We start from the raw sequence: 26,356 nt of genomic DNA on the forward strand, positions 1-26,356 counted from the left end.
TTGAAGTTTCAATACTACTTTTGGAAATACAGCAGAAGCTCCCGTCGGTAAGTTGATCCAATTGGCAATTTTTCCCCAGAATCTAACTCGGCCGAACCGCCTGAAATTTTACTGACACGCTCCAGTGAGACAATATGTGATTTATGTATTCGCATAAAAAGATCTTTGTCTAACTTTTGTTCCATTTCAGCTGTCGTTAGTGAACTCACAAAGGATCCCGATGTGGTGAAAATCTTAACATAATTGCCCCAGCTTTGTATGTATATGATGTCTTTACACATAATCCGCACAAAATCACCATCCACTTTAACGACTACAGAGGAGGCTGCTGCAGTGGCAAGCACGACAGGATGATCCAATATTGTAGGTCTGACTGATGGATATCTAGAGAAAACGTTGTCAATCGCTGACATAAACCGTCTGATGTCAAAAGGTTTCACCAGGTAATCGACCACCCTATATTCATAACTTTCCAAAGCATATTCTTTATATGCTGTTGTTAAAATTACAAGGGGCGGATTAGACAGTGCTCTTAACATCTCCAAGCCATTCAATCCGGGCATATTGATATCCAAAAAAATAAGATCAACTTCATGATCATACATATAATCCATTGCTTCAACGGGATGATAGAAGGAAGCTTTTAGATCCAATTTTTTGATATCCTTGATATAATGATGAAGGACTAGATGCGCCCCTTCCTCATCGTCAACCACAATGCACCTCAAACGCTCATTCATATGCTGAAGATTTTAAGTTTAATGTTAAAAAAGTATGGTAATCATGCCCCATTTCAGCACAATGCAACTTATATTGTGTCGGATAAAGCAGGGCTAAACGTTGGCGGGTATTCGCTAACCCGAGACCTGTGGAATTATTTTTCAGTAGTTTATCTGCCAACGAATTTTTGATATCCACGGTCAATGCACCATCGCTAAAAGTAATAAAGATATCCACATACCATCTCCTTTCGTTCGTAAGACTATGTTTAAAGGCATTTTCAATCAATGTGATCAAAAGTAATGGTGCAATCCGATAGCGATTCAATTCATCGTCCTCCCCTGCTAACACATACCTTATCGCACAGCGTTTGCCAACGCGTTCCTTCTCCATAGCAACGTAATTAGCGATAAAATCAACTTCCTCCTTTAGCCTTATCATATCTCTATTGGCATTTTCCAACTGGTATCGCATCAATTCCGATAGTTTCAAGATCAGTTCAGGTGTACGGGATGGCTCAGTTAAGCTCACGCCATAAAGGTTGTTGAACATATTAAAGAAAAAATGGGGATTTAGCTGTGCATGTAAATATTTCACATTGATCTCACTTAGCATCAACTGTGCTTCATTTCTTTTCTCAACCTCATTGGCATATTGGCGTAAGAGGAAAAAAGAGAGCATTGTAAATGTGCTTATCACACATAACATAATTTGGTAGGCAAAATCTTGGAATACGGATATCTCCCCTCTTTCATAATAGGCAGTATCGATCCAAAAATAATTAACCACAACCAAGAGTGCTGCTCCAGTTAGCGTTGAAAAAACGGCGCCGATCACATAGATAAAATACTTTTTCTTCATGAAGAATGAGAAAAAGAAGTGACGGTGCAACTGTGCTTGGATATACAGTAGGCTAAAAAATACCAGGCCTTTGATAAAATCGATAATGGTATCAATTTTCATCCATTCATGGAGCATCGTCAGCAAAAACATGGCGGTAAACAGTATAAACTCCTGTAAATACCGCTTTGAATACCACCGACTTTTGTTTGTCATGAGACGTTGTTCCATATCCTGAAGTAAAATTCAACTATTTATGGGTAATATGCAAAAAATCATGATGAACTGAGTTCATCATGATTTTTTATCAGTTCCGCTTCCATATCATGATATAGGATTTCTTTCCAAAAGGTTCCAGAAGAGATTGCTGCTCGATGCTAAACCCACAATCTTCGAAAAAAGGAACGAGCGGGTCAGTTTGCAGCAATTCGATCCAGCATGCGTTGTAAAAGTTCGTAACCGATTGACATTTCTTCCATAGGCACTCCCTTATCGCCTGATTATCATATTGATCTCGAATGTAAAAGTCGGCATAATGGATCGCTTTCATACCCTTTAATAGCTCAGGAACAGGCGATTGCTTAATCATAGCATAGCCTGCAGGTTCAGCGTCCGCGAAAACGCTGATCAGCTGTGTACTCAGATTGTTGAGTTCGTCTGCCGCTCTTTGATTATTCAATTGTATATCAAGATAATTGTTAAGATCTTTTGAATCGATCTGGTTGTCATACATACGATGGATCTGTTCCCTTTTCAATAGGAACAACAGTTTCAATCCCTCCTCTGACGCAATGGTAAATTTGGTTTGTAAATTCATATCACATTATTAAAACACAAATTTACAGGCTCCAGCTCAGGGATTCTCGGTTCAGATTATGAAGGATAGATCAGTACAGTTCCTTTTTAAGGAGGTTTCCAATGTTTGCTATCGTTTCGAGATGTATGTCTGCAATACGTTGGGAGAAAACAGTTCTAAAGCAATGATCATAAGCATCTGTAAAGGAAAAAATTGCTCCTGGTGCAAAGTAGGCACCAGATTTAGCACAGTTATCATAGAACAATTGCATATCGATCGTTGCCGGTAATCTGGTCCATAGACTATATCCCCCAGCGGGTGTATAGGTATGACTCTCCGCAGGAAAACAGCGATTGATTTGCTCTACCAACTGTAATGCCTGCTTTTTTAGTTGCTGCCGAAATATTCGGAGATGCCTATCGTAACTCGATGTATTAAGCAATTTTGTGAGGAGCTCCTGGTTAAGCGGTGAGACCGATCTCCCAAGCGAAAATTTCAATCGTTCAGCTTTTTCAAAAAATTTTCCAGGAGCTAGCCAACCCAAACGGATTCCAGGGGCAATGGTTTTCGCGAATGACGAAAAAGTAAGCACAAGACCTTCGTTATCGAGATTCCGAATAGTTGTAGGTCGGGAATGGCTGAAATAGAGATCGCCATAAATATCGTTTTCAATAATTGGGATATGATGAAAATGAGCAATTTCATATACCGCGTGCTTCGTCTCCCCAGACATTAAAATTCCTGTCGGATTATGAAAATTTGGCGTCACAACGATCGCCTTAATATTATTTTTACGACAGGCATTTTTAAGGTATTCTGTATCTAAGCCACCCTCTCCACGAACGGGAATTTCGATGGTTCTCAAACGTAGACTGGCAATAACCTCCAGCATAGAAAAAACACAGGGGCTCTCTATGGCCACAATATCATTGGGTTCGGTAGTGATAGCTAAGGCAATATAGAAAGCCTGCAATGCACCGTCAGTAATCAGTAGTTCATCCATGCTGATGGCTGCCCCATGTTGTGCCGAACGTCGTGCAATCAGTTCTCTTAGCTCATCACTCCCATTACTCGGATAATACCGCAATAGTGCTGCTGATTTTTCGCGAATGATCTGTTGCATGGTTCGTAGTACCAATTTTTGTGGTACAAACAGATCTGAGGGTGTTGCAGCATTAAAAAAAGCAGTTTCAGCATGTTGTTTTCGATAAGAGGTTAGACTGATGTTGTCTCTGAATACTGCATTTCTGGGAGTAAGATTTAATGTAGCAAGCGTTTCATCATTTACGTTTTTTGTCCCCACAGCGACACAATAACCGGAACGGGGGAAACTCGTCGCCAGTCCTTTAAACATGAGATCATCGAATCCACTCTGGACTGAGCTCGTACTTAAACCATATTCTTGTTTTATCCGTCGAATAGAAGGTAACCTGTCACCTGCTTTTAATATTCCGTTTTTGATGTTTTCCTCGATTTTGGAAGTGAACACCTCATATTTATACTTCTTCATCGGCCGAATTGAAAACTAGGACATGTGAATTTTATAATAATGCATTGAACCGGATGGTCGCAGATCTTCAGTCTACATCTTCCACCTGGACAAATTGCATGGTAATTCCCCGTTGCTGACAAATATTCAAAATTGAAAATTCTAAACGGCTATTAATTTTAACAACCAGTAAAAACTGCCGGTCATCCAACAATAAATCAATATTCTTGATCTCTGGGAAACTCTGATATAGGAAATGAAAGAGCTCACTTGCCTTCCATTTCAATTTGCGTGATAGGGAGTAAACAACTTTATACATAATAGATTTATTTCAATATCTTAACAGTAATTTGGTTTAACTGGTCAATCAAAATCCCTTTGTCCTTCAATTCATTAAAATTTCGAGCCAATCGAACTTCTTTATTTGTATTTTCTAATGCAAGCGCCAATTCATCCAGTCGTTCGATTTCCTGATGCACCAGTAGATAACAATCAAACTCCGAATTTAACAACCCGGTAGACTCTGGACGTATATGCTCATCCGTTTCAACCAACACGAGCACATATTTTTGCGCAGTTAACGACCTTCGTACCCTTCCTATTTTTGCATTTAATATCATGTTATTTCGTATTTTCGTTAGACATTCCAATTGTTACATCAAAACAAACACCTATTCAAATAGACATATTTTGTATTTATGTCGAAATCTATCGCTAAAAAAACGAGCAAATGCTCATCTATTTACTGGGGCCTGAAAACGTCTAAAATCAGCTTATTTTAACCCCTTTACACATATACTAATCAACCAGGCAAGCCGTGCTTCAAAGTCAGGAAACCGATCAAAAAGCAATACTTCCTGCTCAAAACAACGGGATGTCGTCACTAACATCTCTGAGAGAAACAGCATATCCTTTTCTTCAAGAAACTGGATTTCCCCTTTGGCAATAGCGATCCCGATCATATCACGGATCAATTCAATTTCATCATCCAACATATAACGTGTCTTGGAGACCATTAATGCCGGATCGGATTTCATATCCTCAAAAGCCAAGTGAAAACGTTTCGTAATCAAATTGATCTGACGCAATTTAGCCCTTAGAAAGCCGACCAAATTATCCTCTAGAGAAGCTTCCCGGCTATAACTTTCTTTGGCAATTGTAAACACCTGCTGACATAAATATTCGGCTATTGCGTCAAAAACGTCCATCTTGCTCGTAAAATAGTAGTACAGTGTACTACGTCCCTTACCACAGGCTTTAGAAATATCCTGCATTGAAACCCGCGTAAAACCATAAGTTTCAAACACTTTCATCGACGAAAGAATAATTTCTTCCTTAATATTTTCCTGTTGCATTGTCATTACTAGACAAAAATACAAAAAATGTCGAAAATTCAAATCATCATTCTGCTTTTGAACATATTTTATTATTTTTACTGTTATGATATCGGATACATTCCCAATTTTAACAACAGAACGTCTTCATTTACGTCAAATCCAAGATTCAGATGCTGCCGCTCTATTTTCTTATTTTTCAAAAGATGAGGTAACATTATATTTCGATTTACCAACATTCCAGCATATAGAGGAGGCTTATGAGCTTGTAAAAACCTGGCAGAAAAATTTTCTAGAAAAAGAGGCTATCCGTTGGGCAATTTGTTTAAAGGACAATCCGGATCAGCTCATTGGTTCTTGTGGTTTCCATAATTTTTCCAACGAGCATTTTCGTGCAGAGATCGGTTATGAACTTCATCCTGACTTCTGGCAACAGGGCATGATGACAGAAGCTATTTCCGCTATTATTTCATTTGGTTTCGACTGCTATAAACTCAATCGAATAGAGGCTTTTATTGACCCGGACAACTTAGCTTCCCGTAGGTTGCTGGAAAAAATGGATCTTGTTTCCGAAGGAATTCTCCATGACTATTTCTTTGAGAAGGGGCGTTTCGTAGATGGTGAAATATTTGCCTTGCTTAAAAAGAACTATAGCCAGCCTACTTCCTTTCGCCAGATTGTATAATCCATATCCTGCTGATCCAAAGTCGCCAGCTGGTCTAAATCATACACGGTATAAAGTTTCATCTGAGAAAGCTCAGGTAGATTCATCCGCAAACGTTGTTTATTGAGGTTCGCTTTGTCTTCGACCGGATAGATTCTACCATCAGAGGTCAGTTGTGTTCCAAAACGCTGTGGTTTGCTCTTAAAATAATGTATTCTATCGTATAAATAGGCTATATGAGCAGGGTCGATGTCTTCTTTTTCATTGATCATCAGTTGATAACAGTGTTGCATGAAACCGGGTTCTGAGATAGCATGTTGCACAATTAACCATGCCGCCTCACTGGCCTTTGCTCCTACTTTTGAAATACCGGGGTAACCTATCTCGGCAATTATCTCCCGTAATCGCTTCGCGTTATCACGGTGAACGGCCGCCATTGCGGGATGATAGCCCTTCTGAAGTTCCCCCTTCTCGGCCAGTTCGTTCCGTAATAGGAGATCATCATCTGCTAATTGGACCAGTTCGTTCGCTAACTTTTTGTATAATATCATACCGATTGTCTCTTATATACTCACAACTAGATGTTATTGTTTGGTCAAATGCCAAGAAAAACCACATTTGACATGCGAGCACCTGGTTTATAGCAGCTTTATCATTTCAACCTGATTGATGCCATTGACCAATCCCTGTTTTTCCAAAAATAATTTCACCTCTTCCGCTTTCGCATCAACGTTGTTGAAACTTATTTTTTCCGCAGGAATTTCTTCTTTAAGCGTCTGAAAAAGCTGCGTTCCAATTCCTTTCCGCCGATATTCGGGTGCCACAGCGACTTGGTATATCCGTTTGTTTCCAGGATTAAAAAGAATATACCCCACAAGTTTGTCCTCGATATATGCTCCTAATGCACTAGGTTGCAAACGATCCATACTCTTTGCTGCGCTTTGCCAACTTGGTAAAATATCCCAAAACGATTGAAATTCCTGCCAGGAGAAATTAGACAGCGGTTGGATTCTCGCCACATGGCTCACCCTAGCTGGCTGAATGACACCACTGAAACATAGCAATTGTCTGTTGATCGAAAAACCACTTTTCTCATAGGCACGGATGGCCGCGCTGTTACTTTCTATTGCTTCCAAAACAACCTGCCTGACCTTGTTCTCATTAAAAAACGGGATTAGATAATGATACATTTTCCCCACTAACCCATGCCCGCGGAATTCAGGCAGTACACCCGTTCCACCATTGTAGACCACAAGCTGACGATCTATTTCCCGCAGACCATGCATCATAAACGCGACAAGTTTGTTCTCCGCAAACGCAGCAACAGACCAAGTTAACTGAATATCTTCCATGCTGATTTTCTGTCGCAATTGTTCTATATCGAGTTGAAATGGAACAATATAATCCTTAAAAGCTCCATTAATAGTTTGCAGCAGCTGAGGAATATCGGATTGCGTTAATTGTCGTATTTTCATTGAGCTATCATTTGTTTATTACCAAAAGAACAAAACAGTTTGGCGTACAGACAGAATCCAGACAAAAGGACTGTTCTGAAAAAGGCGATTTCTTAGATTTATACCTGAGATTTAAGAACTGTCCCGATGTCCTTACAATATGCCTCCAGTGTCGCAATCAATTTAGCGACATGTATTCCATCACAGACAGCATGATGCACCTGAATTGCTATAGGCATTAAGATTTCATCGGCTTGTTGCTGATATTTTCCAATCGTAAAAGAAGGTGCAAAATAATCTGTAAAGTCGGCAATATGAAGGTTAAAGCTATCAAAATTAATCCAGGGAATTGCTGAAATATTAAAATGATTCTCTGGAGGCGTCTCCGGAAAAAAACGTAAATCGTCGGCATGTCTTTCGGCAACACGATTGTAATTGGCCATAAACGCTGCAAAATCCGCATCGTATACAGTCGATAGCGCCGAAAAAGTTTCCGCTTCCGGATGCAGCACAGTATATATCGGATTTACATAGTCCCATACAATGAGTTCCCCATCCTTCATAGCCATCTTAAAAGCCTCATGATTGTTTACGGCCCTTGTAATTAGGTAAATCATGACAGGATAAAATTTATAGCCATTTTCCTTTATAAAAGGAAGCAGGTTAGTGATATTAATTTTTGTCGTGAGGCTAAATCCGCATTTCATCTGGCTACGATAGACTGAAAAATGCTCCTTTCGGTTCCAATCCGCTAAATTTATCTTCTTATAATCTGATCCTATTTTTCCCATTTTATTCCACTAATTATTTATTTTATACCAATTGGTCCAATCCTAAAAATCACCAATTCCTATCGAGATCTTCTTTCCAGTCAAAAGGCAGTAATTCCTTTAACGATTTGAATACCCCATTTTTCACTTCCACGATTGCATCAAGATTAGTCTTGGCAAGCTGGCTTATCAATTCTCTACAACGCCCACAGGGGGGGACGGCATTTCCCGCAGCATCCACCGCAACAAATGCCCTGACTTGAAATTCATGGTGTTTCAGCATTTCAGCAACAGCGCTATGCTCAGCGCAAAAGCCCATAGAGCAAGCCGTATCAATGCTGATTCCAGTATAAATATTGCCGGCCACTGTTTCTATAGCAGCTGCCACACCGGCATATTCAACAAAGTCATTTAATGTTTTTGTACCTGCAAGCCCGCTTGCGATTTCTTTTAATTTGTTTGTCATATCTTCCTCCGATCCGATTCTAGGTATGCGATAAGGTCGCCACTTTCATGTGCTCCTCTTCAAAAAACGACAATAACTCCCACGTAACAAATAATTGCAGATCGTCTTCTTTCCATATTCGCCATTCGATTAAATTCCAATCGTAACGTTTCGTTGTCCTGATAACCAATGTACAACCTATAGTTTTTATCCTTAATCAGTATGTTTTCCATGATCATTGGATCCTTTCCTTGTGCCATAGCAAAGCGATTTTTTCCTGGGTTTTTAAAAATAGATCTTTCCCCATATTATAATCATTTCCATCCTTCCAATCGAGCTGAGTTAATTTTTCCTTGAGCTCCTGATAGCTTTCCCGGATCGTTGGATGTGCGATTAGATAGTCGCGTAATGCGAGGTGTCTTGTCCAATCGGACGAACCTTTTACAAATGCATGCAAATGTGCAATACGAAGCTCATGATCATGCAAGATTGCGGGTATATCATCCCCTATTTTTACGACATCTGGAACACCGATGCTATAGATAGGTTCCTTCAATAATATAAAAAATCGGCGTTCTGGCCAGTCCTGATTATATTTTTCATAGTAAACAATATTCGGTAGTTTCAATAAACCAGGTAACCAGTCTAGATCAGTTTCGTTCTCCACACCGATCTGTATATCAATAATTGGTTTCGCTGAAAGACCTTCTACCGCAGTACTGCCGATATGATCAATTTGAGGATTTAAGGGTTTCAACAGGAATTGTAGCTCTAGTTTAATGGACTCAAATTGTTTTTTCCATTTTGGATCATGGGGTTCAAAAGGTAATATCATTTAAATAATTGTTTAAAATTCAATACATAGTTTGTTTTATGCCGGCCCAATCTATCTCGATTTTCAAAATGGACAGTGGCTGCTCCAATAGATTGATTTTACGCCGTAATTACCAATAAGTTGAAGCTGGTAAAACAGTAAAACGTTGGAGGCAAAATTAAAGTTTTTCGATTTTCAGTAAGCATCCATTTTTTTGCATAATGTGTGCATATTATAAGATTTTACACGTTACAACTTCTTTTTAAAACGTAAGCTGCATCATCTCTGATATGGAACGTAGCGCCGGTTGTTGCCCTGTAGATGTTTCTCTACAGGAAAAACTTCATTCATCAAACAATACTTCTTAAACAAAAACTTCCATTTAATTTTGCGTCAGAAAAGCATTTACCATAATCGTTATCATATTACTGACACATTAAAAAATACATAGCTTTTACTTAAATATTGCTGGATAAGTGTACCGCTAAAAGCTTGTTATATAACATAAAATTACATTAAAATAAAGAAATCCATTACATAAAATATCGAATTACATGAATTTAAAGTCTTATCGTAATCTGAAAAATATACTAATGCTAACGTGCATTGTACTAACGGGCTCAAGCCTCTACTCTTGTAAAAAGAGTGGTGAAACTACAGATTTAACAGGAGAAACAGTCGTTAAGATCAATCTACAGGGTGTTGAAGCCTATACTGAGAACGATGGTAACACTGTAGGTCAAAAACAGGGATCTGCAAAAGCGTCCCTTGCGTCAAGCAGTATATCAGATGTTCAGGAAATGACCGTCCCTTTTGGTAACGGTTGCTCCATTGATGTTGTTTTGACTAACAGCTCAGCGGCGGCTGTAAAGAAAGGATTAGTTGCTGCATCGAGCCCGAAACTCGCCGCTGCAAGTGTAACAGAAAAACCACTGGACAAAGATATCAAGTATAAAGTTGTTGTTTATGACAACCAAGGTACCTATGTTACTGAAAAGACGTACAGCTATGGCGGTGAATCAACTGCAGCGGGTATCGTTCTTGACGCAGGGAAAACCTATACTTTCATTGCCTATTCCATTAACAGTACAAGCACAGTACCCAATATCAATAACCAAAACAAACTATCTTCGGCGAGTTTAGACAATATCAGCGGAGATTTAATGTTTTTTACAGGTAACTTAAAATTGAATGTGGGTGTAAACAACTTGAATGTTGTGTTAAAACACCGTTTTAGTCAGATAACCACGACCTTGACAATGGATCCGAACATGACAGGTGCAATCACCAAACTTGAAAATGCTGTCTTCAAACCAAGCCATTCTACAGCGAACTTCAAATTATCTAATGAAGCTCTTACTTACAATGGGCTGAACAATTCGGGTGTATTGGCACAATTTCCCAGTTTAGGTACTGGTTTACGTACAGTTGTTAGTGCTCCTTCCCTATTGATCCACCCAGGGACTAGCACGGGAACACTTAACTTAGGAACGCTAACGATCGATGGTGAAACCAAATCGAATTTTAACATTCCAAATGTGAAGATCAATCCAGGGCAGAAATATGACCTTAAACTTAATTTCAAGACCTGTACACAGGACGTGACAAGTGATGGACTAAACTGGAGTTATCCCGAAACAACCTCTGGCGGCGTAAAAGGAATTAGAAAAGATGGTGTATTCTATGCGAATGGTAAAACAATTGAGCGCAGTTTTACCGCACCTGTGGCAGATTATGGTTTTGTATTTGATATTACTGAATTGGACAACGCTTTCAATATGGAAGTAAACGGTATCAAACTGGCAACACAGGAAATTCAGTTCCAGAATGCAGGTGCATCTTCAAGACAAAATATTCAATTTGCAGATGGAAGCAAATATGAGGGAACCGACGTTGAAACAAATAGAAGAGTTGGCAACATCTATGACTTGAGAGGTACAGCCACAAAACCGTTGATTAAACTTGTGATCAGCAGAACTGGCCAGGTGACCATGTTTGGTAGCAAGACTTCCGGTGGTGAGTTGTATCCGCTTGTATTGACGAATGGTAATACATTCAATACTTTCCCGTGGAATGGTACACAAAGTAATGCAGTGAAAGTTACCCAACTTGTTGATGGTAGAACCGTGATTAAAGGTGTGGGTGCCGGCAAGAAGAAAATACCTTGTAATTAATTACCAGGGTATACATGATAAACGTAGCTCGATAGTATATGCATGACTAACTAGCGATAACAACAATCGCACAGTCTATGTGTAATCCTATCTGAGATGGCAGCATAACAAAGCCAGCAAAAACATAAGTTGTTTTTGCTGGCTTTGTTATTTTTCTTTAAACCTCTTTCCCCAGGATCTTGGTCAGATGACTGACATCTGTCAATCCAAATTCTTCGGCAATTTCTTTTAAAATCATTCTTCCGGCGGCTATGCGTTGCCGAATAAGTCTATTCCGATATTGATGGATATAAGTCCTTATCGTCATACCAACATGACGTTTGAAATAGGTACCCAAATAATCAGCCGCAATATTGAAATGAGGGGCCATAACCTGGGATCTCAACAGATTTGGTGTATATATGTTTTTATGAATATAACAAAACATGGCCTGTAAATCGCGACTTCTAGGTCCATCCATTTGTAATTCGGGCATATTTCTTGCCAACAGCATTGAAATGCAGAGCAGCTGATGCCATATTAAATCCTGATTCGCAAAGATATCGTGTTTTAGGGACGCAATTACATTAAACAACAGACGAACAGTTTGTAGATCAGCCGCAAGAAGTGGGAATCCATGTTGATGAGTTTCCCTGCTTTTTATTAAATACTCCAATTGACGGGTTAAATTACCCGATTCGGCTGTGGTCCGATAGATGTAGGCATCGGTAAATTTTAAATAAATAAAATGCGTCTCCTTTCTAATATCAAAATAGTGATACTCTTCTGGTCCGATAAAAAAAACGGCATCACTTTGATAAGGTACTGCGTAGCCATTGATCACATGGCTTCCCTCCCCGCTTAAAATAAAGATAAGTTCGTAGTGATTGTGATTATGCTCCGGATGTGTCCAAGCACTGGATTTAAATTCCGAGATCAGGATAGGTTCAAATTGTCGATAGCGTTCCATTCCAGAAATTTACAAAATTATAGCCGATTTTTACCGCTCTTGGATTCAAAGCAACACTAATTTTGTTAAAAAGCAATTCATATGGAAACTATAAAAAATACAGCATTGATTGTGGGTGCAAATGGAGTAATCAGCACAAATCTTATTGAACATCTTAGCAGTCTTGGTAACTGGGATATTATCGGACTGTCCCGTCGTGGCGGAACCGATCATGACCATGTTCGTTATGTTGCTGTAGATTTACTGGATTTAACAGACACAGTTAACAAACTAAGTGCATTAACCAATGTAACGCATATCTTTTATGCTGCCTATCAGGACAAAGATAGCTGGGCAGCATTGGTCGAGCCTAATTTGAGGATGTTGGTCAATGTAATAACGGCGATTGAGCCAGTAGCCAAATCCCTGCAACATGTTAGTCTTATGCAAGGTTATAAGGTTTATGGCGCCCACCTCGGCCCATTTAAAACACCAGCCAAAGAATCTGACGCTGGTCATATGCCACCTGAATTTAATACCAGCCAGCTACAATACCTTCAACAGCAACAAATTGGCAAGCAGTGGACCTGGTCCGCTATCCGGCCATCGGTTGTGGGCGGAACGACCCCCGGAAACCCGATGAACCTTGCACTGCTGATAGCTGTATATGCCACTATTTCCAAAAAATTAAATATACCGCTTCGTTTTCCGGGCAAGATTGGCGCATACGACACCTTACTCGAGATGACAGACGCTACTTTATTGGCAAAGGCAACGGTGTGGGCAGCAACAGAACCTCAAGCGGCCAATCAGGCTTTTAATATTAACAATGGCGATTTATTTCGCTGGAAAGATCTCTGGCCCAAAATTGCAAAATACTTTAATATGGAAGTCGACACGCCCCTACCCCTAAACCTGCAAACGATGATGTCCGATAAAGAAAATATATGGGCAGACATACAGCAACAACAGGGATTGAATTATAATTATCAGGAAGTATCTGCATGGGCATTCGGCGACTTTGTCTTCTCCTGGGATTACGACTTTTTTGCAGACGGTAGCAAAGCACGAAGATTCGGTTTCCATGAGTACATAGATACCGAGCAGATGTTTTTTCGCTTATTCGATGAGATGCGGAACAAACAGATCATTCCTTAAAGATAAACCTGTTTCATGGTAGCAATAAAGGCAGCCATGAAACAGGAAATGAAGTCTAGTATTTCAAGCTGCCAGATGTCCGAAAGATTAAAATGAAAAATTAATTTGTCTGGTTACAGACAACTGTAGATTTACATTCGTGACTGTATAGTCCTTTTTTGTCTCAAAAAAGTTCATTTTATTATTGATCATCATTCCATAGGTGAAAGACCAATCATTCTTGGTATAACTGGCCACTGTCCTGGCCAGTACAGTTGGGTATACTTTAAAACGAAAGTTCCGGAAATTTTCGACATCGTTTCCAATGTTAAAACCAATCGTTGTATATGCAGTGATGAGCCAATGCTGCCCCAGAACCCAGGAATGCGCATACCCTCCTTGTGCTCCGACTTGAAGATTGTCGAGATTTTGCACAAAATTACCATCAAAGCCTTCAAAATCCCGTAGTTGATGCCAATACACATTGGCTCCTAACAGGAAGCTTCCTGCACTCTGAAGCTGTCGCTCGCTTCGTTCAAAGGCTGCTTTTAATGAAAATCGTGTATGGTTGAACACATAAGTCTGCTCGAGTCCCATCTGACTGATTTTCATCGCCGGAAAAAGCTGAGTATCTTTTCCATCCATGGCAAAGAATCCTTTATAACGCTGAAAATAGATATCTGTTACAAATTTTCGACCATAGCGATGCACCTGAAAGTCTGTCGAACTCGTTTTACCGTATGTCTTGTCTTTTAATGAAACAATCTTTGTGCCCACAAGAAAATTAATCATTGTATTCCGAATCCCCAATCCCACTCCGATTTTCAAAGGGTTATTCGGTTCAAAAGTTTTGTCTTCAGTGGTCATATTGACCGCACTTGTAGAGAGATAACTCGTTATCCAGGATGCATTGGGATAGGTATAAATAAATGTTGTGTCTATTTCCTGTCCCTTTGTGTAAAGGCAGCATAAACATAGGATAAAGAGCAGCAATAAATTCCTCCGCATCAGTAATGGGCATAAAGTTTTCAATAGTACAATCTGTATGAATCTATCCCGTGAATATACAGCTTATCGCGTAAAAACAATGAGCTCCTGAGTAGGTCTCATCCCCGTCTTTATTTCCAACAAAGAAATCCCATGAAACTAGAAAACAAAACAAACTAAAAATCAGTTAGATAAATAATTTAAAATATTTATTTTTAAATTATTGCAACCTAAATTTCACTTATGGGTCTTATTTGTCCGTGAACACAGAAACAGCTATACAACGTCAAGCAGACCGGGAACTCGTCTCTCAGATCCTCCAACGGGATCCGCATGCTTTCCGCAAGCTTATCGTTGATCATGAGAAGCTCGTCGCGCATTTGGTTTACAAAATGATCCCAATCGCTGCAGATCGTAGGGACATTATACAGGATGTCTATATTAAAGTTCACAATAATCTAAGAAAATTTCGTTTTCAGAGCAAATTATCGACCTGGATCGGACAGATTACCTATAATACCTGTTTGCATTATCTGCAGAAAAAACGTCCTATCCTCATGGAAAGTTTTTTTGAAAATGCTGATTCGTCTTATACAGATTATAAAATGGTACAAGCAGCCAGCAACGAAACAGAAAATAGGCTTTTTGCGCGCGAACTCAGCCAGACAATAGCACAGGCTGTGGCACAGCTCTCCGCATTATATCAGACACTGATCGGGTTACATTACCAACAGGAACTGAGTCTACAGGAGATTTCTGAAATCACTCAATTACCGGAGGGTACGATAAAGTCTTATTTGTTTCGTGCACGCAGACAATTAAAAGATATTCTACTCAAATCACAAAAAAGAGAGGAACTATGAACAGTACACATTTAACAGAAGAACAGTTGCAGGCACTTGCTGATTCCACTGACGATACAACAAGATTAGAAATGGATCATATTTCCACCTGTGCAGCATGCAGAATCAAATTTGAAAACTATCAGTTGATCAACTCCACTATCCAGAAATTACCCATGGCAAGCTTTGATCCTGATCTACCCGATTATATTGTCGGTATGCTAATTCCCCAAAGGGCCCCAATTCATTGGGCAGTCCTTCTTGCGGCAAGCTTAGGAGGGTTATTGGTTACAGTTGCTGCTGTTATCTACGGGAAACAATTTATCGCGTTATTTATTCAGCTTCCCAATATTTTACGTTATTTCTTTGCCCTCCTACCGCTTTCTTTAATCAGCGTACAGACCGTACTATCCCTCATCCGATATCGCCAAAAAATGAACACCATCATAAAAAAAACAGATTCTTTGCAACCTAAGTTGGATTGGTAGGTCTGATATACTATAAAATCAATTGTATGAAACGCATTTTGAACTTAACATTGATACTGCTTACAGTCAACACTATGCCGACAATAGCTGCACAACAAGCTGCTTCAGTAATGGCAGATAAAGAAGTTGTTTTTTTCTCGCTCAACGCGATTGCTGTTTTGCTGTCCATCTGGATCGCTTCCTCTTTTTTGCTCAAGCTTGTCAAGCTATTCCTAAACGATCGTCTGCGTAGAACCCTGATTGAAAGGAATGCACCTTTGGAGATCGTTACTGAGATCCTTCCGAAAGAAAATAATCTTGTAGAACAAGCCTTAAGCTGGTGCTGTGTTTTATTAGCTGGCTCTGTTGGACTTACGTTATGTTATTTTACACAACCTCTCGGCTTTCACTCAGCTATTATCTTGAGTATAAGCTTAGCATTCGGTTTGCTCGTCTATTATTTCATCCGAAAAAATAAAAATCAATCATGAAAACAAATTACACCCTTATCGCAATAGCTATGCTATGTATTGGCTTATTTGCATCCGGCAAACAGCTATTCGACCAATTCGCTCCCAATCAGTCTAGAACTGCCGTTGTTTATGATGAGATCGGTCCACTCTGTACCTTAACGGCAAGCTTTCCAAAGGCAAAATCGGCGTCAATTGGCCAATACATTAAAAGCTGGAGTAAAAAAGCAGGTAAATCTTTGGTTTTGTCGGGAGATACGGCGATAGTATCATCCGTTAATGGTCCCCGTTACAAGCTCTATATGGATGAGACCAATCTGAAAGTCATCGCAAATCGCAATCAGTTTGACCGGACTGCATATGCCCTCATGAAAGACGACTATAAATTGCTTACAGATTTTATTACAAAGGGAAGCGAGCTGCGCAACTAAAGCATAAAACAGATGAAAATAACAACACAGCTTCTCGCCCTTAGTTTGAGTTTTGCTGTGTTTATGCTCGCCAAAACTCAAGGCCAACAAAATCTGCCTGTGATTCAGGCCAGCAAGCCCATGGTTAGTATCCGTGATGGAAAGCTATTAGCTAAGGATGTATGGAAATTGAGCCCAACAACGGCACCTGATATTTACTATACACAGGTGCCGAGAGCAGCACGTAAGATCACATTTATTACGAATAAGGATTCCATTTCTTTTACGACTACGTATGGTAAAACCTATGATTTTATCATATTACTGAATGGACGAGATCGTATGCTGACGCGCATATCGGCCAATTATGAGCAACTATTAAATCCTACCGTACAATCTAAGCCAGCGATACAATCCTCGGATACCATTCCCTTTTTTATGAAAAATAGTCGTCTTTATTTTAAGGGAAGCCTCAATGGCTATAAAAACTTGACAATCATGTTTGATCTGGGAGCGGGTATCACCTGCCTCAGTGAGCAATCTCGGGCAAAAGCGGCTGTCAAATTTGATGGTCACATCAGTGTCCAGAATACGGATGGAACAAACAATGAGCCCAGTGCTAGTATCAATAGTTTGGAAATTGGTGGATTGCACTGGGATAAAGTTCCATTGGTACAAATTCGAAATCTAGCGGAGGGTGAAGATATGATCATCGGAAATTCACTGTTCCGGGACAAGATTATCGAAGTTGATTACGAGAAAAAGATTATGATCCTAAGTGATCAGATAAACAAAGACCTACAGGGCTATCAAGTTCACGATGTTGACTATTTCCAACATCGCCCCCGATTTGAAGTCAATATCAAAGTCGGAGAACAGGATTACCCCTTCCATTTTCTATTTGATACTGGTCGGGATGGCAGTATGCTTATTGGGGACGATTTTACAAATCGCTATGGTCTTTGGAACAAATATCATTCGCTATTTTCTTTTGGCGGAAAAAAGATCATTGTCATTCCGGAGCTCAAAATCGGGGACCAAGTATTTAAAAACATTGTAACCAATGCCAATAATCCCGATTATCCGAATGCCAAGCAAAGCTTATTGGGCAATAAAATATTGAATCAATTTAATTTTATCCTAGATAATCGCAACGGAAAAATATATCTGAAAGCAAACAAATACCAAAATGACAACTACAGCGCATACAATAAGTTTAAACTGGTAAGGATGTTAATTGTCATTTTGATCATCGGACTGCTGCTCTTTATAGGCTATCGTATCCGAAAGTCATATCTTCGAAAACAATCCTCATTATAATCTCAATGTTCAGGCAGCCTACATTTCAGGGAACCTATCTCCTACCAGATTAAGCAGAATATTAAATTCCAGATATGCTTTCAGATTGGCCAAAACGAGTGTAAATCCTTCAGTACTATCGCGCACCTCAGCAATGAGGGCCTCTGTTGTTGCATGTTCGAATGTATTTGTAACCGAGACAAAGGTTCCCCCTGTAATTTTTTTGAATTTCCATTCAACGATGGATGGGCTGTCGTGATTACGCCAATTGAAAATAATTGTTTGGTTTTCGACAATCTCCAGTACCTCAACATTGACCTTATGGTTATACATCTCCCATTCCCATTCAATAGTCTTTCCCTTTTCTAATTTTCCCGTACTCTTAGTAAACCAGATTTTAGTTGTAATCGCAGGATCTACCATCGCCTGAAACACTTCAGCAACATCTTTCCGGATAAACATTTCTGCCTTTGCAAAATTCTTCTTCATTTCTCTATATTTTGTGATCGATAATGTATCTATTTATTCAAATGGATACATTATCAAATTTTGATCAATTTCAGGATACGGCATCCTTATTTAAAAATAGTAATTTCCTGATAAACAAAAGATTTTTGATCAACAACCATCAATATCTCAGACCTTGATCTGAACGGCAAATGGGGAGCGAAATATCCACATGTTACAATTGGGATAACCTTGTTTTTTTTTAGAATTCCCTGTAGAGATATCAAATCTGTTTTCCTTGCCTTATAGGAAGCAACTAAAAAATGGCCTAGATCGCTATCTAACGGGGACTTTAAATTGCTCGCCATTCTTCCCAAAAAATAGACTCCTTTTCCCCTCACTTTATCAAATAAAACCGGTATATCGCCTTTCATAAAACTCGATTTCCATAAGAACTAAATTATACCCACTTACAGATCATGGCACTGGCGGATTAGATTTTGTTTTATTGTTATTTTATACTTACTTTGAGAAGGTTTTGTGGGATACCTATTGTAAACAGAATTAAACTATGAATTTCTCCGCCTGTTCGGATCAGCAAATTTTTGAATCAGTTTGTCAAGGTGAGGAACGCGCGCTACAACACCTGATGCATCGCTTTTGGCAACCACTGTTCAAAACAGCGTCTGTCACGATGCAGGATCCCGAAGTCTGTCAGGAACTTGTCCAAAATGTATTTATCAATATATGGCGGAACAGAGAGAAAATAAATCTTAAATATTCCATCAAAACCTATCTATTTGGCTGCATTCGTTACGAAGTGTTCCGAAATGTCAAAAAGAAAATGGATTATGTCGAATTGAAAGATTTAGATGAGGACTATGTTGATTCCTTCAACCCATTGTTAAAATTGGAATACAGCGAACTGCTGGATTATCTGGATCAAATGATCAACCAGCTTCCTGACAAATGTAAGGAGATCTTTTACCTCAGCAGAATGGAGCAGCTAAGCCATAAGGAGATTGCTGAGAAGCTGAATATTTCCGTAAAAACAGTAGAAAACCAAATTTCTATTGCATTGAAACGATTAAAACAAGGTATGCAGAATATGCACATCTTTTTTCAGATTTTCTTTTTCTAACAAGAAGCTAAAATACAATCAATTACAATAAATACAATCTAATAAAGACTCTTTTATATTTTCTTTTTAAAAAAAAGTGTAATTCCTTTTGGGGGCTAATTGAAAAAATGAACTCTATAAGAACGAATCAATTATAGATTTCATGAAAAAACCTGAAATTATAGACTTAATCAAGAAAATTTTGCGCAAGAAATCGGCTGAAGATGAACTGCGTGAAGTAGACGACAGGCTCTTGGATGCATATCATGATGATACTTGGGACGAAGATAAATTCGGCCCTGCAGAAAATATAGAAACACAGATTAAGCGCAACGTAGAACAACTTATTCAGACAGAAGCTGGCAATACAAAAAAAATAAGCATTTTCCGTCGTTACCTCCCCTATGCCGCCTCTTTCTTATTGGCAGTTTCCAGCATTGCCGGATATTACTTTTTTAAAGCTCGAAATGCCGACCTACAAGTCACAAATCAGCGGGCATACCTGAATCCTGGTGCAGAAAAGGCCTCTTTGAAAAATTCAGATGGCAGCAGCCTAGACCTACAGCAACAGCAGGTTGGAGACACCGTTCCTTTTGGAAAGCTGTTGTTCAAAATTGACCAGAAAGGCATTATTAGTTATCAGGCAAAGACAGAGAAAAAAAATATGGAATCTCAACTTGTCACCTTAGCAACCCCCAAAGGCGGTAAATATCAGATCAATTTAGAAGATGGTACCAAAGTATGGCTCAACGCCGAGAGTAGCCTGATTTTCCCGGAGCATTTTGCTGCTGACCGTCGTCTCGTTCAGGTCAAGGGAGAAGCTTACTTCGAAGTTGCAGAATCAAAACACAAACCTTTTATTGTAGCAGGTAATGGATTTGGAATCCGGGTACTGGGCACCAAATTTAATGTATCCGATAGGGATAACCTCCATCTTGCAAAAGTCGCCCTGCTCCAGGGATCAGTAAGTCTAACGTCAAAAGCTGGCCATACGATGCTCAAACCTGGCGAGCGTGCAAAGATATCTGCCTCAGGAGTTCAGATAGATCAATTTGATGCTGAATCCGAAATCGCCTGGAAGAACAATTATTTTATTTACAAAGATGAAAATATCAAAACCATTATGGCGGACGTAGCGCAATGGTACGACGCCGAAGTAATATTCGAGGGAAAGGACTGGGATGATGTAAACCTCAAAATGAAAGTCTCCCGAAGAGAAAATATTGAAGAGATCTTATCACTTCTCGAATTAACCAAATCAGTCAAATTTAAAATTGTGGAAAGGAGGATCTACGTCACAAAAAGATAAATCGAAAACTTAAGCCGGGATGCTGTCACATCCCGGCTACGAATAGAGTTTAAAAATTTTCTGTCAAAAATTAATTAACCTTTTAATTCTTAACAAAATTATGAAAATAATACCGGGAAAAGAACAGCATATGTTCTTAATTAAGACCCTATTGATTATGAAGTTCTATCTACTGCTCGCATTTTTTGGCGTTGTTCAGGCTAAAACTCCGGTTTATAGCCAAAAAATGAACCTACATTTTAAAAATAGTAAGGTCGATCTTGTTCTCGCAGAAATCAGCAAACAGGCTCAGCTTGATCTGCTTTATGATTCAAAGCTGATCAAGAAAGCAAACCCTGTCACGCTTAATCTGGAGAATGCCACATTAAATGAAGCGCTGACAGCCCTGTTTCGAAATCAGGCACTTGAGTTTGAGGTCATCAAAAAGACCTTAATAATACGTCCAAAAGAATCGACTGGGGTAGCTCGTACCGCAGAGGTTACCGAAAATCAGAAAGCGATCAATGGCTCAGTCACAGATCAACAGGGAAACCCATTAGCTGGCGTAACTGTACGTATAAAAAATACCCAGATCACAACGACAACCGACGGCAAGGGAAATTTTACCATCGCCCCACCCTCCGGATCAGGTCAGGTGATGTTAACATTTACATACGTAGGCTATGAGCCTATTGAACGACCAGCAGATAACAAGGACCATTTAAATATCACCTTGGCATTGGCCAATAATAATCTGGACGATGTTGTTGTTGTAGGTTATGGTACACAGAAAAAAATCAATGTCACGGGTGCCGTAAGTTCGGTCAATATGGCCGATATGCGTACACCGGTTCCCAATTTATCAAATGCTTTAGCAGGTAAAGTCGCCGGTATTATCTCCGTGCAATCAAGCGGTGAACCCGGTTATGACAATTCAAATTTTACAATCCGTGGGATCGGGACCTACGCCGGTAATTCGTCTCCACTAATTATCATCGATGGTGTGCAACGTGATGATGTCAATGGCGGTTTCGGTGGCTCTTTCAATAATATTGATCCCGAAGATATTTCCAGTATTTCCCTATTGAAAGATGCTTCATCTACGGCCATGTATGGAGCTAAGGGCGCCAACGGTGTTTTGATTATTACCACGAAAAGAGGTGTTGCCGGTAAACCAAAGATTTCCTTTAAGGCAGAAACAGGCTTCTCAGGTTTTACAAAAACGCCACAAATGCTGGATGGCGTAAAATATATGGAACTGCAGAATGAAGCAAGAAAAAATATGGGCTCGACCCCAACCTATTCTGATGAGTTGATCCAAAAAACGAAAAGTGGACTGGATCCTTATATGTACCCGAATGTAAACTGGATTGATGAAGTCTATAAGAAGAATTCCATGCTCACCAATGCTAACATCAATATTACCGGTGGTGGTGAATCGATGAAATATTATATTTCGGGATCGTACTATAATCAAACAGGCCCTTATAAGGTCCGTAACTTAAACAATTACAATCCTAATCTCGATTTCAAACGCTATGATTTCCGGAGTAATGTGGATGTCAATTTATCAAAAACCACCTCCGTTCAGCTCAACTTAACGGGGATGTTGGTTAACTCCCGCTACCCCGGTATCGGTGCCGGTGATTTGTGGTATTTGGCCTATGCGACCACGCCCGTTGCCTATCCGATTCAATATCCGGACGGTAAATGGGCCGGACCACTGAGTGGTGGTGGCGCAAACCCATTAAATGAAGTACAAAACAATGGTTATTCCAGCGAATTTAAACCCATTGTGCAGTCGGTACTGACCATTAATCAAAAATTAGACGCAATTACGGAAGGATTATCTGCCTATGCCCGGTTCTCATTTGATAGTTATGGTGAATTCAACAACCGTCGCTCAGGGAAAAATGATTTATGGCAGGCGACGGGCAGAACACCTGAAGGGGAATTCATTTTTAACCAAAGCAGAGTCGGTCAGCAATTTTTGGACTATAGTAAAGAATCTTTCGGCCAACGCGTTATGTATCTTGAAGGTAATTTAAATTATGACCGGACCTTCAATGATCACAAAATCGGTGGGATGTTTCTTTATAATATGCGTAACCGTTTGGTCAGTTTGGCAGGTGACGTTGTTGGATCCATCCCCTATCGCAATCAAAGTCTCGCCGGAAGGATTAACTACGGATTTCGTGATAAATACCTTGTAGAAGTTAACGCGGGCTATACGGGATCTGAAAATTTCGAGAAGGGCAATAAGTTTGGCCTGTTTCCTTCCGCTTCGGCTGGCTGGGTGATTTCCAATGAAGATTTTTTTGAGCCTTTGAAAAAGACATTTAGTTTATTAAAGCTTCGGGGATCTTATGGTATTGTTGGAAACGACAATATTGGAGCAGGCGATCGCTTTCCCTACTTAACACAGATCGGTGATGGTGGCTCTACAGGTTTTGGTCTCAATGGAAGTTGGGTTGGCGGAAAAACGGAGAGAATATTGGGTGTAGAAAATCTCACCTGGGAAAAATCCTATAAAACCGGGATCGGTCTTGAAATCGGATTATGGAATAAACTTAATCTAATCTTTGATGGTTTTGCCGAACGTCGGAAAAATATTCTGATCCGAAGACAATCCATTTCTTCCATTGCCGGTTATAACAGTCTTTTTGTTTATGCCAATATAGGAGAGATGGACAATAAGGGTATGGATGCCAGCATTGAATACAACGATAAATTTGGAGAGGTTGGTCTCCGCCTTTTTGGTAACGTCACCTATAGCCGCAATAAAATAGTATTTGCGGATGAGCCAGTCAGACGTTATGGTTATCAATCAATGACGGGAACACGCTTTGGCGAATACCAAGGGCATATTGCCTTGGGCTACTTTACGAGCAAAGAAGAGATAGAATCCGCCCCGCAGCAAAAGTTTAGCCCAGTATCACCGGGAGATATCCGTTACAAAAACTTAAATGCCGAGGACGATAATATAATTGATCCTTATGACAGAACCTACCTTGGAAAATCCTGGTTTCCTTCGTGGCTATATGGTGCCGGTTTTTCTGTTTCGTATAAAAACTTTGACCTTTCCCTATTCTTTCAAGGGGTTGCTGACGTAGGTATCATGGCCAATGGTAGCGAAATTCCCGGAAAAGGCATGGGGGTCAATGGTGTCGGAGTCCTCCCTTTTTCGGGTCTGGGAATCTACCCCAACAATACCATGTCCATTGTTGAAGACCGTTGGACCACAGAAAATCCACGTCAGGATGCTTACTACCCGCGCCTGACAATGGCCAGCGGCAGTGACAACAATTACATCAACAGTACACATTGGTTAAAAGATGGGGCTTATATACGCATGAAACAGGCTTCTTTGGGCTATACTATTAAAGCAAAAGAATTGGACAAACTTGGTTTCACGTCACTTTATGTCTATTCATCGGGTCAAAACCTCCTGACATTTAGCAAATTCAAGCTCTGGGATCCCGAATTGGGAAGCAACGGTGCCAAATATCCATTAAATCGTATGATCACCTTCGGCGTTCGGGCACAGTTTTAATCTAAATCTATACAATAACCATGAAACAGATATCACCAAAATATATTGCATCAGGTCTATTAGCGCTAGCCTTATGCCAAAATATGCAAAGCTGTAATTATTTGGACAAAAAACCGGATAACCTCCTCACTTCAGACATGGTTTGGGAGACCCGAGCCAATGCAGAATCTTACTTAAACCAGATCTATAGTTATATCGAAACACCAGTAGACGATTTTACGACCCTTGGTGCCAGCGATGAAACCTCATGTAATATACCCGTTGTGAACGTTCGGCAAATGGCTGTAGGGAACTGGAATGCACAAAGCATGTACTGGCAGCATTATTGGAATAACGCATACACTGCCATTAGGCAGTCATTTATTTTTGAGGAAAACATCGACAAAGTTCCTGAAGGCGCATTGAGTACAGAACTTAAAGTACAATACAAAGCCGAAGCAAGGTTTCTGCGGGGCTGGTACTATTGGAAATTGCTACGTCAATATGGCCCGGCGGTATTGTTGAAAGGGACGTTGGGTTTGAACGAAGATTTCAACAAATATCCCCGCAATTCATTTCAGGAATGCGTCGATTACATCAATAGCATGATGGATCTTGCTGCAGCAGAACTTCCTGTGGTATGGTCCGCCTCGTCCAATTATGGCCGTCCAAGCAAAGGAACCTGTTTGGCCATAAAATCACAGGTGGCGCTATGGGCTGCAAGTCCCTTATGGAATGGAAATCCACGTTTTGCAAATTTCAAAAACAAAGATGGTAAGGCACTTGCCCCACTGCAAAACGATGCCAATAAATGGCAATTGGCTGCTGATGCTGCAAAAGCTGTTATTGACTTAAATGCCTATAAGCTCTTTACCAATCTGGATGAAGGAGATTCAAAATTCGATCCTTACCTGTCTTTCCGTAACCTCTTTTTAACCAACTGGAATAGTGAGATTATTTTTTCCACGCACAAAGCGGACACCTGGCAATGGGGACATGAGAAACGAAGTGCACCTGAACCCGGTGGAATTGCGATGATGAATGCCACACAAAATGTGGTGGATGCCCACCTGATGCGCAATGGCAAGACTATTGACGATCCCAGTTCTGGTTATCGGGAGGATGGTTTCGTAGCAACACATGATCCAGCCGACTGGGGCAAAAGCCGCGATGGCGTCAATAGAGGTTACATCGCTGGCAATTCAAATATGTATGTAAACCGGGAAGCGCGATTTTACGTCAATATTCTCTACAATGGTAAGCCTATCCTACCCGCACCGACAGCCGATGACCGCAACTTCTTTTCGTCGGACGGCAACAAGGATGGACGCGGAAGAGCCGAGTTTTATTATTCGGGAAAAGCTGGTTTGGTCCAGAATTCAAATAGTGCCGATAAAACAGGATACCTTGCACAGAAAAATGTCAGTCCAGCCACTAATATTCGCCAGGATCGTCCCGCATATCGTCCGTATATTCATATCCGTTTGGCCGAAATCTATTTAAATTATGCCGAATCGCTAAATGAAGTTAATCCGAGCCATCCCGATATTCTGACCTATCTGAACCTGATACGTCAACGGGCCGGTTTACCTAAGTTGGAAGCAGTCTATCCGCAGGTGGTAGGCAATAAAGACGAACAACGTAAATGGATTCTCCGCGAGCGACAAATCGAGTTAGCTTTTGAAGGCGACCGTTATTTTACCCTAATCCGCAGACTGATGATGGGAAATCCTGCCTCCCGGGCAATATACCGGATGAGTATCGCTTCAAACGATAACAATCAGGGATTTTTTTATCAGGACTTCTATAAGAGAAACTTATTACAAAACAGATACTGGGATGATAAAATGTATATGTTCCCTATTTTACAGGATGATATCGACAAGAACTCGGCGCTTGTTCAAAATCCAGGCTGGTAATTAAGGTTTG

28 protein-coding genes are annotated in these 26,356 nt (G+C 40.1%); 12 read left to right on the forward strand and 16 right to left on the reverse strand.

The features are described 5' to 3' along the window. Positions 1–14: 14 nt before the first annotated feature. The 7 genes from ABFX33_RS03405 to ABFX33_RS03435 all read right to left on the reverse strand — a co-directional run bounded on the left by ABFX33_RS03405 (position 15) and on the right by ABFX33_RS03435 (position 5,200). A complete protein-coding gene (locus ABFX33_RS03405) occupies positions 15–740 on the reverse strand; it encodes a LytR/AlgR family response regulator transcription factor (RefSeq protein WP_257089719.1) in 726 nt (241 codons plus the stop codon). Beyond that, the gene (locus ABFX33_RS03410) at positions 733–1,791 is read right to left on the reverse strand and encodes a sensor histidine kinase (RefSeq protein ID WP_346084295.1); all 1,059 of its coding nucleotides are present in this window, start codon (positions 1,789–1,791) and stop codon (positions 733–735) included. The genes ABFX33_RS03405 and ABFX33_RS03410 overlap by 8 nt, the downstream gene beginning before the upstream one ends. Positions 1,792–1,867: 76 nt before the next feature. Next, the gene (locus tag ABFX33_RS03415; protein WP_257089713.1) at positions 1,868–2,377 is read right to left on the reverse strand and encodes a GNAT family N-acetyltransferase; all 510 of its coding nucleotides are present in this window, start codon (positions 2,375–2,377) and stop codon (positions 1,868–1,870) included. 70 nt (positions 2,378–2,447) lie between these two features. After that, on the reverse strand, positions 2,448–3,866 hold the full coding sequence (locus ABFX33_RS03420; protein WP_346084297.1) for an aminotransferase-like domain-containing protein: 1,419 nt from the start codon (positions 3,864–3,866) through the stop codon (positions 2,448–2,450). Between the two features lie 67 nt (positions 3,867–3,933). Continuing rightward, the gene (locus tag ABFX33_RS03425; RefSeq protein ID WP_346084299.1) at positions 3,934–4,164 is read right to left on the reverse strand and encodes a hypothetical protein; all 231 of its coding nucleotides are present in this window, start codon (positions 4,162–4,164) and stop codon (positions 3,934–3,936) included. 7 nt (positions 4,165–4,171) lie between these two features. Continuing rightward, positions 4,172–4,465 carry a hypothetical protein gene (locus ABFX33_RS03430; protein ID WP_257089707.1) on the reverse strand — a complete coding sequence of 98 codons (294 nt, stop codon included), beginning with the start codon at positions 4,463–4,465 and terminating at the stop codon, positions 4,172–4,174. A 153-nt stretch (positions 4,466–4,618) separates the two neighbouring features. Beyond that, positions 4,619–5,200, reverse strand: a complete 582-nt coding sequence (locus ABFX33_RS03435; protein WP_346084300.1) for a TetR/AcrR family transcriptional regulator — start codon at positions 5,198–5,200, stop codon at positions 4,619–4,621. 85 nt (positions 5,201–5,285) lie between these two features. On the opposite strand from ABFX33_RS03435, the gene ABFX33_RS03440 reads away from it, so the two are divergent. Further along, positions 5,286–5,864 (forward strand): GNAT family N-acetyltransferase, encoded by a 579-nt coding sequence (locus ABFX33_RS03440; RefSeq protein ID WP_257089703.1) that lies wholly within the window; start codon positions 5,286–5,288, stop codon positions 5,862–5,864. Here ABFX33_RS03440 and ABFX33_RS03445 read toward each other — a convergent pair. The 5 genes from ABFX33_RS03445 to ABFX33_RS03465 all read right to left on the reverse strand — a co-directional run bounded on the left by ABFX33_RS03445 (position 5,828) and on the right by ABFX33_RS03465 (position 9,347). Continuing rightward, the gene (locus ABFX33_RS03445) at positions 5,828–6,394 is read right to left on the reverse strand and encodes a DUF6624 domain-containing protein (protein ID WP_346084301.1); all 567 of its coding nucleotides are present in this window, start codon (positions 6,392–6,394) and stop codon (positions 5,828–5,830) included. The genes ABFX33_RS03440 and ABFX33_RS03445 overlap by 37 nt on opposite strands. 87 nt (positions 6,395–6,481) lie before the next feature. Continuing rightward, positions 6,482–7,318 (reverse strand): GNAT family N-acetyltransferase, encoded by an 837-nt coding sequence (locus ABFX33_RS03450; RefSeq protein ID WP_346084303.1) that lies wholly within the window; start codon positions 7,316–7,318, stop codon positions 6,482–6,484. A 98-nt stretch (positions 7,319–7,416) separates the two neighbouring features. Then, positions 7,417–8,088 (reverse strand): type A chloramphenicol O-acetyltransferase, encoded by a 672-nt coding sequence (gene catA / locus ABFX33_RS03455; protein ID WP_257089695.1) that lies wholly within the window; start codon positions 8,086–8,088, stop codon positions 7,417–7,419. A 49-nt stretch (positions 8,089–8,137) separates the two neighbouring features. Continuing rightward, on the reverse strand, positions 8,138–8,533 hold the full coding sequence (locus ABFX33_RS03460; protein ID WP_120258190.1) for a cytidine deaminase family protein: 396 nt from the start codon (positions 8,531–8,533) through the stop codon (positions 8,138–8,140). 214 nt (positions 8,534–8,747) lie between these two features. After that, positions 8,748–9,347: a GrpB family protein gene (locus ABFX33_RS03465; protein WP_346084305.1), complete on the reverse strand. Its 600-nt coding sequence runs from the start codon at positions 9,345–9,347 to the stop codon at positions 8,748–8,750. A 572-nt stretch (positions 9,348–9,919) separates the two neighbouring features. Here ABFX33_RS03465 and ABFX33_RS03470 point away from each other — a divergent pair. Beyond that, a complete protein-coding gene (locus tag ABFX33_RS03470) occupies positions 9,920–11,500 on the forward strand; it encodes a hypothetical protein (RefSeq protein WP_346084306.1) in 1,581 nt (526 codons plus the stop codon). Between the two features lie 157 nt (positions 11,501–11,657). Here the strand turns inward: ABFX33_RS03470 and ABFX33_RS03475 are convergent, their stop codons facing one another. Then, complete coding sequence (locus ABFX33_RS03475; protein ID WP_346084307.1) at positions 11,658–12,449, reverse strand: helix-turn-helix domain-containing protein; 792 nt, start codon at positions 12,447–12,449, stop codon at positions 11,658–11,660. A gap of 81 nt (positions 12,450–12,530) precedes the next feature. On the opposite strand from ABFX33_RS03475, the gene ABFX33_RS03480 reads away from it, so the two are divergent. Then, positions 12,531–13,586 (forward strand): SDR family oxidoreductase, encoded by a 1,056-nt coding sequence (locus ABFX33_RS03480; protein ID WP_346084308.1) that lies wholly within the window; start codon positions 12,531–12,533, stop codon positions 13,584–13,586. Between the two features lie 87 nt (positions 13,587–13,673). On the opposite strand, the gene ABFX33_RS03485 is transcribed toward ABFX33_RS03480, so the two are convergent. Then, on the reverse strand, positions 13,674–14,573 hold the full coding sequence (locus ABFX33_RS03485; protein ID WP_346084310.1) for a DUF4421 family protein: 900 nt from the start codon (positions 14,571–14,573) through the stop codon (positions 13,674–13,676). A 239-nt stretch (positions 14,574–14,812) separates the two neighbouring features. Between ABFX33_RS03485 and ABFX33_RS03490 the strand changes: the two genes are divergently transcribed. From ABFX33_RS03490 to ABFX33_RS03510, 5 genes are read left to right on the forward strand one after another with little or no spacing between them, the layout of a single operon-like run. After that, on the forward strand, positions 14,813–15,415 hold the full coding sequence (locus tag ABFX33_RS03490) for an RNA polymerase sigma factor (protein WP_346084311.1): 603 nt from the start codon (positions 14,813–14,815) through the stop codon (positions 15,413–15,415). Continuing rightward, positions 15,412–15,882 carry an anti-sigma factor gene (locus ABFX33_RS03495; protein WP_346084313.1) on the forward strand — a complete coding sequence of 157 codons (471 nt, stop codon included), beginning with the start codon at positions 15,412–15,414 and terminating at the stop codon, positions 15,880–15,882. Before ABFX33_RS03490 ends, ABFX33_RS03495 begins: the two co-directional genes overlap by 4 nt. A gap of 26 nt (positions 15,883–15,908) precedes the next feature. Next, positions 15,909–16,352: a hypothetical protein gene (locus tag ABFX33_RS03500; RefSeq protein WP_346084314.1), complete on the forward strand. Its 444-nt coding sequence runs from the start codon at positions 15,909–15,911 to the stop codon at positions 16,350–16,352. Further along, the gene (locus tag ABFX33_RS03505) at positions 16,349–16,762 is read left to right on the forward strand and encodes a hypothetical protein (RefSeq protein ID WP_257089670.1); all 414 of its coding nucleotides are present in this window, start codon (positions 16,349–16,351) and stop codon (positions 16,760–16,762) included. Before ABFX33_RS03500 ends, ABFX33_RS03505 begins: the two co-directional genes overlap by 4 nt. A 12-nt stretch (positions 16,763–16,774) precedes the next feature. Further along, complete coding sequence (locus ABFX33_RS03510) at positions 16,775–18,061, forward strand: retroviral-like aspartic protease family protein (RefSeq protein ID WP_257089668.1); 1,287 nt, start codon at positions 16,775–16,777, stop codon at positions 18,059–18,061. An 18-nt stretch (positions 18,062–18,079) separates the two neighbouring features. Here the strand turns inward: ABFX33_RS03510 and ABFX33_RS03515 are convergent, their stop codons facing one another. Beyond that, positions 18,080–18,529: an SRPBCC domain-containing protein gene (locus tag ABFX33_RS03515; protein ID WP_346084315.1), complete on the reverse strand. Its 450-nt coding sequence runs from the start codon at positions 18,527–18,529 to the stop codon at positions 18,080–18,082. Positions 18,530–18,615: 86 nt separating this feature from the next. Continuing rightward, positions 18,616–18,921, reverse strand: a complete 306-nt coding sequence (locus ABFX33_RS03520; RefSeq protein WP_346084316.1) for a hypothetical protein — start codon at positions 18,919–18,921, stop codon at positions 18,616–18,618. Between the two features lie 137 nt (positions 18,922–19,058). Here ABFX33_RS03520 and ABFX33_RS03525 point away from each other — a divergent pair, with 137 nt between their 5' ends. The 4 genes from ABFX33_RS03525 (at position 19,059) to ABFX33_RS03540 (ending at position 26,346) form a co-directional block, all read left to right on the forward strand. Next, entirely contained in the window at positions 19,059–19,628 is a 570-nt protein-coding gene (locus tag ABFX33_RS03525) for an RNA polymerase sigma factor (protein WP_120258202.1), read from the forward strand. Between the two features lie 142 nt (positions 19,629–19,770). Next, positions 19,771–20,916: a FecR family protein gene (locus tag ABFX33_RS03530; RefSeq protein ID WP_346084317.1), complete on the forward strand. Its 1,146-nt coding sequence runs from the start codon at positions 19,771–19,773 to the stop codon at positions 20,914–20,916. Positions 20,917–21,016: 100 nt separating this feature from the next. Further along, the gene (locus tag ABFX33_RS03535; protein WP_346084319.1) at positions 21,017–24,448 is read left to right on the forward strand and encodes a TonB-dependent receptor; all 3,432 of its coding nucleotides are present in this window, start codon (positions 21,017–21,019) and stop codon (positions 24,446–24,448) included. A 20-nt stretch (positions 24,449–24,468) separates the two neighbouring features. Then, a complete protein-coding gene (locus ABFX33_RS03540; RefSeq protein ID WP_346084321.1) occupies positions 24,469–26,346 on the forward strand; it encodes a RagB/SusD family nutrient uptake outer membrane protein in 1,878 nt (625 codons plus the stop codon). Positions 26,347–26,356 lie beyond the last annotated feature (10 nt).

The sequence above is a fragment of the Sphingobacterium ginsenosidimutans genome (genome assembly GCF_039536865.1).
GTDB lineage: Bacteria > Bacteroidota > Bacteroidia > Sphingobacteriales > Sphingobacteriaceae > Sphingobacterium > Sphingobacterium detergens.